This window comes from Azohydromonas aeria (assembly GCF_009760915.1).
Lineage (GTDB): Bacteria > Pseudomonadota > Gammaproteobacteria > Burkholderiales > Burkholderiaceae_C > Azohydromonas > Azohydromonas aeria.
Window position 1 is genome coordinate 58,724 of sequence record NZ_VIDQ01000012.1, and the last position, 9,519, is coordinate 68,242.

18 protein-coding genes are annotated in these 9,519 nt (G+C 69.7%); all 18 read left to right on the forward strand.

All coding sequences use genetic code 11. The annotated features are described in order from the left end of the window. The first annotated feature begins 1 nt into the window (after position 1). The 18 genes from FJ694_RS36660 (at position 2) to FJ694_RS09920 (ending at position 9,505) form a co-directional block, all read left to right on the forward strand. On the forward strand, positions 2-631 hold the full coding sequence (locus tag FJ694_RS36660) for an HNH endonuclease (RefSeq protein WP_198320783.1): 630 nt from the start codon (positions 2-4) through the stop codon (positions 629-631). Beyond that, positions 624-1,730, forward strand: a complete 1,107-nt coding sequence (locus tag FJ694_RS09845; RefSeq protein WP_157266505.1) for a hypothetical protein — start codon at positions 624-626, stop codon at positions 1,728-1,730. The genes FJ694_RS36660 and FJ694_RS09845 overlap by 8 nt, the downstream gene beginning before the upstream one ends. Beyond that, a complete protein-coding gene (locus FJ694_RS09850; protein WP_157266506.1) occupies positions 1,727-2,617 on the forward strand; it encodes a helix-turn-helix domain-containing protein in 891 nt (296 codons plus the stop codon). The genes FJ694_RS09845 and FJ694_RS09850 overlap by 4 nt, the downstream gene beginning before the upstream one ends. Then, positions 2,617-3,138, forward strand: a complete 522-nt coding sequence (locus FJ694_RS09855) for a hypothetical protein (RefSeq protein ID WP_157266507.1) — start codon at positions 2,617-2,619, stop codon at positions 3,136-3,138. The genes FJ694_RS09850 and FJ694_RS09855 overlap by 1 nt, the downstream gene beginning before the upstream one ends. After that, positions 3,138-3,518, forward strand: a complete 381-nt coding sequence (locus tag FJ694_RS09860; RefSeq protein WP_157266508.1) for a hypothetical protein — start codon at positions 3,138-3,140, stop codon at positions 3,516-3,518. Before FJ694_RS09855 ends, FJ694_RS09860 begins: the two co-directional genes overlap by 1 nt. Then, entirely contained in the window at positions 3,515-3,874 is a 360-nt protein-coding gene (locus FJ694_RS09865; protein WP_157266509.1) for a hypothetical protein, read from the forward strand. Before FJ694_RS09860 ends, FJ694_RS09865 begins: the two co-directional genes overlap by 4 nt. 104 nt (positions 3,875-3,978) lie before the next feature. Then, complete coding sequence (locus FJ694_RS37580) at positions 3,979-4,101, forward strand: hypothetical protein (protein ID WP_259373158.1); 123 nt, start codon at positions 3,979-3,981, stop codon at positions 4,099-4,101. 99 nt (positions 4,102-4,200) lie between these two features. Further along, positions 4,201-4,413 (forward strand): hypothetical protein, encoded by a 213-nt coding sequence (locus FJ694_RS09870; protein ID WP_157266510.1) that lies wholly within the window; start codon positions 4,201-4,203, stop codon positions 4,411-4,413. Next, complete coding sequence (locus tag FJ694_RS09875) at positions 4,413-4,607, forward strand: hypothetical protein (protein WP_157266511.1); 195 nt, start codon at positions 4,413-4,415, stop codon at positions 4,605-4,607. The genes FJ694_RS09870 and FJ694_RS09875 overlap by 1 nt, the downstream gene beginning before the upstream one ends. Beyond that, positions 4,604-5,158 carry a hypothetical protein gene (locus tag FJ694_RS09880; RefSeq protein ID WP_157266512.1) on the forward strand — a complete coding sequence of 185 codons (555 nt, stop codon included), beginning with the start codon at positions 4,604-4,606 and terminating at the stop codon, positions 5,156-5,158. Before FJ694_RS09875 ends, FJ694_RS09880 begins: the two co-directional genes overlap by 4 nt. Next, positions 5,155-5,631 (forward strand): hypothetical protein, encoded by a 477-nt coding sequence (locus FJ694_RS09885; protein WP_198320784.1) that lies wholly within the window; start codon positions 5,155-5,157, stop codon positions 5,629-5,631. The genes FJ694_RS09880 and FJ694_RS09885 overlap by 4 nt, the downstream gene beginning before the upstream one ends. Beyond that, the gene (locus FJ694_RS09890; protein ID WP_157266513.1) at positions 5,624-5,815 is read left to right on the forward strand and encodes a hypothetical protein; all 192 of its coding nucleotides are present in this window, start codon (positions 5,624-5,626) and stop codon (positions 5,813-5,815) included. Before FJ694_RS09885 ends, FJ694_RS09890 begins: the two co-directional genes overlap by 8 nt. Further along, on the forward strand, positions 5,812-6,012 hold the full coding sequence (locus FJ694_RS09895) for a hypothetical protein (protein WP_157266514.1): 201 nt from the start codon (positions 5,812-5,814) through the stop codon (positions 6,010-6,012). Before FJ694_RS09890 ends, FJ694_RS09895 begins: the two co-directional genes overlap by 4 nt. Positions 6,013-6,207: 195 nt before the next feature. Continuing rightward, positions 6,208-6,588 carry a hypothetical protein gene (locus FJ694_RS37770; protein ID WP_157266515.1) on the forward strand — a complete coding sequence of 127 codons (381 nt, stop codon included), beginning with the start codon at positions 6,208-6,210 and terminating at the stop codon, positions 6,586-6,588. Next, positions 6,585-8,576, forward strand: a complete 1,992-nt coding sequence (locus tag FJ694_RS36665) for a hypothetical protein (protein ID WP_198320785.1) — start codon at positions 6,585-6,587, stop codon at positions 8,574-8,576. Before FJ694_RS37770 ends, FJ694_RS36665 begins: the two co-directional genes overlap by 4 nt. Positions 8,577-8,601: 25 nt before the next feature. Continuing rightward, entirely contained in the window at positions 8,602-9,072 is a 471-nt protein-coding gene (locus FJ694_RS09910) for a hypothetical protein (protein ID WP_157266516.1), read from the forward strand. Beyond that, a complete protein-coding gene (locus tag FJ694_RS09915; protein ID WP_157266517.1) occupies positions 9,069-9,269 on the forward strand; it encodes a hypothetical protein in 201 nt (66 codons plus the stop codon). Before FJ694_RS09910 ends, FJ694_RS09915 begins: the two co-directional genes overlap by 4 nt. Then, positions 9,266-9,505 carry a hypothetical protein gene (locus tag FJ694_RS09920; protein ID WP_157266518.1) on the forward strand — a complete coding sequence of 80 codons (240 nt, stop codon included), beginning with the start codon at positions 9,266-9,268 and terminating at the stop codon, positions 9,503-9,505. The genes FJ694_RS09915 and FJ694_RS09920 overlap by 4 nt, the downstream gene beginning before the upstream one ends. The last annotated feature ends 14 nt before the right edge of the window (positions 9,506-9,519 follow it).

A 9,519-nucleotide genomic window follows, 5' to 3' on the forward strand; every position in this document is an offset into this window, starting at 1 on the left:
CATGGCACGCGCCCGCAACATCAAAACCGGGTTCTTCAAGAACGAAGACCTTGCCGAGTGCTCGCCCTGGGCGCGGCTGCTGTTCATCGGCCTATGGCAACTCGCTGACCGCGAGGGCCGGCTGGAAGACCGCCCGAAGCGCATCAAGGCCGAGTTGTTCGCCTTCGACTCCATCGACGCCGAGCCGCTGCTGGCCGAGCTGGAGCGCTTCGGCTTCGTGCTGCGCTACCAGGTGAAGGACATGCGGCTGATCCAGGTGGTGAACTTCGCCAAACACCAGAACCCGCACCACCGCGAGCCGGCTAGTGAATTCCCGCCGCCGGCATCCATGCCGGAAAGGACTGCCAACAGGCGTCAGCGCTTCGCACGTGGCGCCCGCCAGCCGCGCGCGGGTCGAGGCCCTGCCGCAAGTCCGTCGGCATGGAATGCGTTGCGTACCAAGGTTTTTGAGCGCGACGGACACCGCTGCGTCTACTGCGGGAGCGCAGAAGACCTTGAGTGCGACCACGTCCACCCGCGTGCTCGCGGCGGAACCGACGCGCTTGAGAACTTGGCCACCGCCTGCAAGCCCTGCAATACGTCCAAGGGGGCAAAAACACTGGCCGAGTGGAAGGGGGTGCGTCATGCGTAAGTACGCCCAGATCGGACCGCAGTTCTGGTCCAGCAGCGCCACCGGCCGCGCGATCCGCAAGAAGGGTTCCGAGGCTGTCGTGGTGGCGCTGTACCTGATGAGTTCGCCGCACTCAAACATGCTGGGGCTGTACTACCAGCCAATGCTCTACATGGCCCACGAAACCGGCCTTGGCATTGAAGGGGCTACGAAGGGGCTTCAGAGGTGCATCGAAGCCAACTTCTGTTCCTACGATGAGGCTTCGGAGATGGTCTGGGTGCATGAAATGGCCCTGTACCAGATCGCTGAAGAACTCAGTCCCGGCGACAAGCGCGTGACTGGCGTGCAGAAGGAGTACGACGCAGTGCCGGACTGCCCGTACCTCGTGGCCTTCTTCGAGCGATATGGCGGCAACTTCCACATGACGCGCAAGCGCTTCCCTTCCGGGTGGATCGCAAGCCACTTGGAAGCCCCTTCGATGCCCCATGCAAGCCAAGAACAAGAACAGGAGCATTTCCAGGAGCAGGGAACAATTGACGACGACGACCCCCGCGCGAGCGCGCCCGCACACACGCACGAGGGCGCGCACGAGGCGGGCGCTGGCGGCACCCCCTCACTAGACGACGACCTCGACGACCCTCAGACCGCAGAGAAGCCCAGCCAGTGGCTGCGGTTCTTCGCCGACCGCGGCCACGACGTGGACTCGACCTGCGAGCGCACCCGCAAGACGCTGGCTCGCTGGATCGCCGACAAGGTCACCCGCGGCGAGGTGCGCCAGGCGCTGAAGCGGTCGAAGGAAAAGGGCGCCGGCCCGATCGGCGACATCGTGGCCTACGTCGCAAGCGTGGTGCAGGACCGCCGCACCGCCGCTGCCGAGGCCGCCAACACCAGCAAGCCGACCGCGCCGCGCGAGTACGGCGGCAGCCGCCGTGACGCCGCGCCGCCGCCGGTGTGCCCAACGCCTACCGCAGCCGAAACCAAGGCCGCGATGGACGCTGACCGCGCCAGCTTCGACCCAGACGCTGCGGCTGCGCGCGCCCAGGAGGCCAAGGCGTGGAAGCGCAAGCGCGTGGCGCTGGGCGGTGCTGGCGCTGCCGTTCCCACCGGAGCTTCGGCATGAGACCCGTCGAAACCACCAACCCCGCGCCGGCCTTCTCCGCGCCCATCGCCGGCCCCGGCATGACGATGACGCGCCGCTGCGACGCCTGCCGCACGATCAAACCCGAGGGGCCTGATGCGCAGGGCCGGCGCTGGCGCTTCGTAAACCGCCTGTGGTGGCACTGCCCGGCGTGCGCGCCGCAGGACGAGCCCAGGACGCGGCGCAAGGCCGTGGCGCAGGCCGCCACCGAGGCTGTCGCCAACGACGCGGCGCAGCGCCCGTTTCGCATCCGCAGCCTGGCCGACCTGAAGGCGTGGTGCCGCGTCGATGCCGCCAGCGGCTGCTGGCACTGGACGCGTTCGCGCCGCAAGGGCGACGAGTTGCCGGCGGTGCGCTACATCGACCCGCGCAGCGAGTGCGACACCGTGCACAACGGCCGCCGTGCAGCGCTCAACCTGGCGCGCAAGCAGCCGGTGCCGGCATCGCACATCGCCTGGGCCAAGGCGGCATGCCTGTCGCTGGACTGCGTGAACCCGGCGCACGCCATGAGCGGCACACGGGCGCAGCGTGGTGCCTACCTGCGCCAGCACGGCCTGTCCGAGGTGTTCCGCGAGGTTTTCACGCCGATGCTGCGCGAGTTCGCGGCCAGGCGCCGCGTCATCACGCCGCAGCAGGCGGTCGAGCTGCGCCGCCGCATGGTTGAGGGAGGCGAGACGGCTGCGGCGCTGGCCCGCGAGTTCGGCATCAGCCGCTCCGTGATGAGCCTCATCAAGCTCGGCAAGCGGCCCTGTGACCAGGGCGTGCGCGGCAAGGACCGGGCCGTGGCGCGCAACGCCAGCGTCTTCGCGCTGGCGGCATCGCTGGCGGGCGAGACGGCCTGCAGCAACCACGAAAGGGAGGCCGCGTAATGCAAAGCCTGCTCACCCCCATCGCCGAAGTCGTGCAGAACCTGCTCGGGCCGATCCCCGACTACAACCAGTTCCGCAGCTACATCCTCCCGGACGCGCAGGGAACGCTGGCGCGCGACGACCAGACGCGGCTTTGCTACTGGTATCTCGACAGCCTCGGCGCCATGAAGCACGGCCGCGGTGTGCGCCGCGATGCGGAGCGCATGGGGCAGATGGTCACCGCCACCTGGCTGCTGGCCGAGCGCGGCATCGGCGCGGAGTACCTGCCGCTGGTGGAGGAAGCCAAGGACGCGCTGCGCCGGCTCAAGGAGCGCGTGGAGCGCATGGAAGCCGCCCGCCGTCCGGTGTCCTGGGTGCTCGACGGCCCCGGCTACCAGGCGCTGCTGTCCTGCACGGACCTGCACGAAGCGCAACTGGAGCACGAGGACTGCACGCAGGCCACGCTGGCGTGGCTGATCCAGGAGGCCGAGCTGCGGCTGCGCCTGGGACACATCACGTGGATCACGAGAGGACTTGGCTGATGAGCCCGAAACCCGCCACCCTTGCCGACGAGGTGCAGATGCACCTGGCGCTGGTCACCGACTGCCTTGATGCGGACCACGACTCGCCCGCAGGGCGCTCGATGGCGTACCTGGCGCAAATGGCGAACCAGTACCTCGACCTGATGCGGCTCAACGGCATGGACCCCAGCAACGACCCCATCAAGGGCGCCGTCTGGACGTTCATGGGCAAGGGCAGGGAAGTGCTGAAGGCTGAAGGCACGGGCCGCGTGTTGGGCGAGATCCGCAGCTACTTCGGGGCCGAGCTCTACCACGTGGACGGACTCGGCGAGGGCTACGTCGGCGCCGCCAACGCGCGGGCTGCCGCCGAGCGCTTGGCGCGGCAAAGGGCAATGCCGTGAGCACGAACGTGAAGCCGGGCGATGTCGCCATGGTGAAGGCGCCCTACGCGGAGCCCGGGCGTGGCGCCGTGGTGCAGGTGTTGCGGGCGTCCCGGACCGCTGAGTGCATCGACGGCAAGAGCTACTTCTGCGAAGCCGTGGGCTGGGTGGTGGAGGGCTGGGTCAGGGACCACGGCGGAACGCTGCAGGGCCCGCGCCTGGCCATCGCCGATGAGTGCCTGCGCCCGCTGCGCTGGAGCAACGGCGAGGACGAGGTGCTGCGCATTGCAGGCAAGCCGCAGGAAATCGTGCGCGACCTCACGCGCCAGGTGGAGCAACTGCGCGCCGCCATGCGCCGCGCAGCGGAGGGCTTCTGATGCTGCGCGCCGCAATTCAGGCATTCGCTGCCGTGGCCATCGGCGCAATGCTGGCCGCGCTGCTGATGGTGTCGCTGGACTTTCCTTGGATCGGAGGTTGAGCCGTGGCCGAGTTCTTCGGGTTCGACGTGATCGAGGCGGCGTACTGGTCGCTCATCACCGTGCTGGTCGTGTTTGTGGCCGTCGCTGGCCGACAAGGGGTGCTTGATGCTGATGACGGCCGTTGAGCGGGCAATCGTGTCCTGGTGGTGCTGGTGGCTGCGCTGGTGCGCAAGCGCGGTGCGCGCGTCCGATGCGCAGTGGCTGGCGCTGGCGGGGCAGTTGGCATGGTGAGCCTCGAAACCATCAAGACCCCGACGACCGAGGTGTTCGTGCAGGGCCGCGAAGGCTTCGCCGTGGTGACCACGAACTGGTCGAATCACGAGGGCGTCAACGTGATCGCCACGGGCAAGGACTGCGCCGTGCGCTTCGCCGCCTCGCTGCGGCACGAGGAGGTCGATGCGCTGATGCTGGCGCTGCAGGCGGCGAGGGCGGCGTGATGGATCTTCAGCCCCTGGACCTCTGCCGCATCACGCGCAGCGCCCACGGCAACGAGGGTGTGCGCTGCGTGCTGGATTGGCGCGGCGAGATCGGCGGCCGGGCCTTCTGGTGGTGCCACCTCGCCGGCGGGAACGTGTCGGAAGGGCTCGCGTGGGAAGCGGATTTGGAGTTGGTGAAGCGGGGTGCCGCATGATCCGCGCCGCCTTTGCCGACCCTCCGTATCTCGGCTGCGGCCAGAAGCACTACGGCGCGCTGCACCCGCAGGCGGCCGACTACGACGACCCGCGCACGCACCATCGGCTCATCCAGCGCCTGTGCGACGAGTTCGACTGCTGGGCGCTGAGCCTGCACGAGCCGTCGCTGGCCACGATCCTGAAGATGTGTCCGGGGGGGGTGCGGGTAGGCGCCTGGGTCAAGCCCTTCGCCGCGTTCAAGCGCAACGTCACCAGGGCCTGGACCTGGGAGCCGGTCATCTTCAGTTTCTCGCCTGCCCGATCTCGCAGCGTCGAGCAGGACACCTGGCGCGATCACTTGAGCGAGCCCATTGCCATGCGCAAGGGCTTCCCCGGCGCAAAGCCGGAGCGCTTCAGCTTCTGGGTGTTCGAGGGCCTGAACCTGCAGCCCGGCGACGACTTCCACGACCTGTTCCCGGGCTCCGGTGCGGTAGGGCAGGCATGGGCGAAGTGGCGCCGCGCGCAGGAGCCGGCGGAGCAGTTCACGCTCGGAATGGAGGTTGAGACGTGACGGCCATCCTCGCCCTCGACCCCGGCACCGAGCAGACCGGCTTCTGCCTGCTCGACGGCCGCCGCGTGCTTGAAAGCGGCGTGCTGCCCAACGACCGGATGCTGGCGCTGGTGTCCTGCTACGGGCGTGGTGCGCAGGTCGCCTCCTGCGCCATCGAGATGGTGGCGAGCTACGGCATGCCCGTGGGCCGCGAGGTGTTCGAGACCGTGCGCTGGGTGGGCCGCTTCCAGCAGGCGTGGCGCGACCCCGAGGCCGTGCGCCTGGTGTACCGCGCCGAGGTGAAGTCGCACCTGTGCCGCAGCCAGAAGGCCACGGACGCGACGATCTGGCAGGCGCTGGTGGACCTGTTCGGGCCCGGCAAGGACAAGGCCGTGGGGCGCAAGGCGTCGCCGGGGCCGCTCTACGGCGTCACCAGCCACGCGCGTTCGGCGCTGGCCGTGGCGGTCACTGCGCAGGAGGTCGGCCGTGGTTGACCGCAACACCCCGCCCACCACGATCCAGCGCCACGAGTTCGACGACGACGCCTGCTGCCGCCACTGCGGGTTCGACGGCGCCGAGTGGTCCTGGCTCAAGCGCCAGGGCTACTGCAGCGGCGAGACGCAGCCGCTGTGCATCCCGCGCCGGGCGCCGCAGCAGCACGAGGAGCCTCGCGCATGAAGCACCACCTCGCCGCCATCCTCCTCTCCATCCCCGTGCTCGCCCTGCTGGCCGCGGCCTGGTGGCTGCTCGACCGCGCGCAGCAGCGCGTCGAGCGCCGCGCCCGCGCGCACGCCAGGAACGCGCTGAGGGCGCGCGCCCTGGGCGCCTTCTTCGCCAGGCGCGCCCGCGACAACGCGCAACAGCCCAAGACCTGACCCACAGCACATACACGGAACACAACCCCCCTTCACCCCGACCCGACCGACCCCCGCCCGATGCCCGACCAAACCCCACCCCCTCCCGCGCAAATCGTCTTCCCCTTCATCCAGCCTCGAACCTGGGACGAAGTCCTCGACGCCACCCCCGACCCCCGACCCCTGACGACGCAGCGCATCCTGGCTCTCGCCCAGATGCGCCGGGCCGACCCCACGACACCCCCGCCGTGGGACCTGCAGCAGGCCTACGCCTACCAGGCGCGCAAGCGCGCCATGGGCAGCGACTTCCACGGCGCCGAGGCCTGGGGCCCGTGGGTGTGGGTCGAGGCGTACCTGCAGGGCGTGGCCGACGTGATCGAGGCGCAGTACGACGCCGAGGCCGCGCGCCGTGGGCTCACGAAGGAGCAGTTGCTGGCCGAGCACCAGGCGCTGGCCGCGGGCGGGGCGCAGGAAGGGGGAGGCAAGGGAAGCCAGGAAATGCAGGCTGGGCAGGGACGGGGGGAGGGGTCGGCTTCGCGGGGGGAGTTGGGCGGGGAGCCGCTGGGGGTTAGTTCCGTGTCGGGGGTGCGGGCGTGAGCGCCGACATCGTGCCCCGCCTGCGCAACACCCTGGGCCTCACGGCGCTTGCGGCCGAGCTGCGCCAGCGCGCGGCCGACGAGATCGAGCGGCTGCGCACCGAGAACGCCTACCTGCGCGAGCGGCTGGAAGCGTTCTGCGCCGACGCGATGCGCTACCGCTGGCTGCGCGACACGCAAAACGAGACGCACCGCCTCGACCACGCCGACGACAGCATGGACGTGGTCGGCGCGGTGCAGAACATCTTCGTGTGCGAGGGGCCTGGCATGTGGACCGCACTCAACGACACCGACCTGGATGCGGCAGTGGATGCCGCCATGAAGGCCGCCGGGATCGTGGTCGGGCCAGAAGTGCCGCAGGCGCCGCCCGCCGACGAGTTCTGCGGCGACAACGCGCAACTCATTGGCTGCATCGACGCGCTGCTGAGCCTGGACGCCGAGGGCGCGCTGAAGCCGCACGGCATCGGCGGACACGCGCGTGTGCTGCTGGCTGCTGCTGCCGCACGGATTCCTGCGGCGTACCCTCTGCCCGACGATTTCTACGCAGGCTCCAAGGACTGGCTCAGCGGCGACTACGCCCAGCGCGTGGAGTGGCTGCACATGTCCTATGAGAGCACCAAGGCCGAGCGCGACACCCTGCTGGCGCAGTTGGGGGCCGTCCAGCCCGACGCCGACCCGACCGCGCCCTGGCTCAGCGAGGCCCACGCGCTGTGCGCGGAGCACGGCATCCCGCCGGGTCACATCACCGAGCGGCTGCAAGCGCTGCGCAAGTTGCTGCAGACGCCTCCAGCCCCGGAAGAGGGTGGCAAGGCGCGTCCGCGCTTCGCGGAGCAGGAGCAGCGGCTGCGGTTCGAGAAGTGGGCCCGGGGCTGGGTCGCGCTGAATCCCACGGAGGCCACCTTGACGCAGTGGGGCAGCCCGCTGAGTCGCGCGGCATGGACGGGGTGGTGCGGCCGGGCATTCGACAAGGCGCCGCAACCCAAGCTCGACCCGGCCCAGCAGTGGAAGTGCGGCGACGAGTTCCTTCCCTTCCACCCGCAGGCCTCGCACGTCCCGGCGGACTACCGGGATGGCTGGAATGCGTGCTTCCGCGCGGCGCAGGTCGCCGTGCCGGCACCGATGCGGGCCGCCGACCTCGTGGCCCAGCTGGAATCGCTCATCGGGCGCTACTGGAACCTGGCCGTGGCCGAAGGGCAGCAGGGGCGCGAGCACGACACGCCCGAAGGCGATGCCGCACGCACGTGGCTGGAGATCACCGACGCCCTGCGCGAGCTCGCCGCCATGGCCGCACCCGCCGTGCTGCACGGCGGCACGCTGGAGCAGTGGCAAAAGCTCGCCAGCGATCTCGGCGACGACATGGCCGAGCGCACGAAGCGCGAGGCCGAGGTGGTCAACGCGCTCATGCCGCTGCTGACCGAGGAGGAGAAGTGTGGCCAATGGGGCGCAAGCGGGCTGCCGGAACTCGCCCGCCGCGCCATGGCGCAGATCGCCGGCTTCCGCGCGATGGCACTGGAGGCAACCGCCCGCGCGAGCGGCTACACCAGCGCAGCCGAGTTCGTGGCCAGCAACGTGCAAGGCGCGCCGGCGGACAAGGGCCCGTGGCTCATCGAGCGCGTCGAGTACCCGATGACGCTGGCCAGCGACGACTTCGAGCACGACGTGACGATCAAGGTCAGTGGCGACTTCGGCAGTGATGAGGCGCGCGAGCGGTATGCCTTGTGGCTGCTCGAAGCACTCAATGCCGCCGCTCGGCAACGGCGACCGGACCCGGGTGCGACGCTGGAAGACGGCGAACTGCCCAAGCCCATCGGCGCCGCAATCCGTGCCGTCGTCAAGACCGCCTGCATGCAGCAGGCGTCGCCCAGCGTGAACAACCAGAACGCCCATTGGGCTGCGCGCCTGAACCTTGAGGGTGCGATCTGGGGCGAGCTGCGCGCCGCGCTGCGCCAGGCGCCGCAGCAGCCCACCAGCCACGACAAGAGCGCCTGAGCGCGCATCAGAAAGGACCTCCCCCATGGACTTCTTCCTCGGCCTGGTCACGGGCTACATGCTCAACTGGGCTGCGCTGGCGGTGCTGCTCCTGCTGGCCATCTTCTTCGAGGCGCTTGAATGCACCGGCACGGCGCTGCTGGTCACAGCCTTCACCGCCTTCGTGGCCTACCTCTTCTTCGGCGTGCCGCTGCGCATCGTGCTCTACGGCGCGCTGGCCTACGCCGCGGTCGGCGTGCTGTGGAGCATCTGGCGATACCGGCGCTACGTGCATGAGCGGGTTGCGCTGATTCCCGACGCCAAGGATCACAGCTACCTGGCGCCCAAGAACCAGACCAGGCGCATCGTGCACTGGATGGTGGTGTGGCCTGTGAGCATGGCCAGCAGCGTCGTCGGCGACGTGCTGGTGCTGGCCAAGACGGTGGTCACGAAGTGGCTGCGCGGCATCTACGAGGCGATCTACCAGGGGGCCGTGTCGTCGGCCCGCAAGCCGTGAGCCGCACCCTCTACGTCTTCACGCCCTCGCTGCTGGCGCTGCTCGCCCTGGGCCTTGTCGTCGCCGGCGCCACTGCAGCGGCCATCGTGATGCTGCTGGCCAATCCCTTCGTGCCGTCCTGTCCGACAGATGCCGGACTGGCTGAGCAGCACCGCGCGGTGCTTGTTGCCGCTGCAAATTCCCAGGAGAACCCTTGAGCGAGTTCCGCACCTTGAAGCCCCGCGCCGCGCGCCCCGGCGAGGTGTCCGAACACTTCCCGCCCGACGTGCGCAGCCGGCTCATCGACGCCGCGGCCGTGGACTGCGATGTCCGCCGCAGCCACCAGGTCTGTGAAGCGGAGGCCTGGGCGCAGCGCTGCTACCCGGAACTGTTCCGCAGCCCATCCGACCCGCTGCCGCCGCTCCTGCGCCGGCCGTGGCCGAAGGCGGCCTGAAGCGAAGGAGCAAG

What these genes read in the sequence shown, in the direction of transcription:
- FJ694_RS09895 (WP_157266514.1), top strand. Translation starts at nt 5,812, where the DNA reads ATGAAGCACCACCTCGCCGCCATCCTCCTCTCCATCCCCGTGCTCGCC.
- FJ694_RS37770 (WP_157266515.1), top strand. Translation starts at nt 6,208, where the DNA reads ATGCGCCGGGCCGACCCCACGACACCCCCGCCGTGGGACCTGCAGCAG.
- FJ694_RS09850 (WP_157266506.1), top strand. Translation starts at nt 1,727, where the DNA reads ATGAGACCCGTCGAAACCACCAACCCCGCGCCGGCCTTCTCCGCGCCC.
- FJ694_RS09860 (WP_157266508.1), top strand. Translation starts at nt 3,138, where the DNA reads ATGAGCCCGAAACCCGCCACCCTTGCCGACGAGGTGCAGATGCACCTG.
- FJ694_RS36660 (WP_198320783.1), top strand. Translation starts at nt 2, where the DNA reads ATGGCACGCGCCCGCAACATCAAAACCGGGTTCTTCAAGAACGAAGAC.
- FJ694_RS09880 (WP_157266512.1), top strand. Translation starts at nt 4,604, where the DNA reads ATGATCCGCGCCGCCTTTGCCGACCCTCCGTATCTCGGCTGCGGCCAG.
- FJ694_RS09855 (WP_157266507.1), top strand. Translation starts at nt 2,617, where the DNA reads ATGCAAAGCCTGCTCACCCCCATCGCCGAAGTCGTGCAGAACCTGCTC.
- FJ694_RS09870 (WP_157266510.1), top strand. Translation starts at nt 4,201, where the DNA reads ATGGTGAGCCTCGAAACCATCAAGACCCCGACGACCGAGGTGTTCGTG.
- FJ694_RS09845 (WP_157266505.1), top strand. Translation starts at nt 624, where the DNA reads ATGCGTAAGTACGCCCAGATCGGACCGCAGTTCTGGTCCAGCAGCGCC.
- FJ694_RS09910 (WP_157266516.1), top strand. Translation starts at nt 8,602, where the DNA reads ATGGACTTCTTCCTCGGCCTGGTCACGGGCTACATGCTCAACTGGGCT.
- FJ694_RS09875 (WP_157266511.1), top strand. Translation starts at nt 4,413, where the DNA reads ATGGATCTTCAGCCCCTGGACCTCTGCCGCATCACGCGCAGCGCCCAC.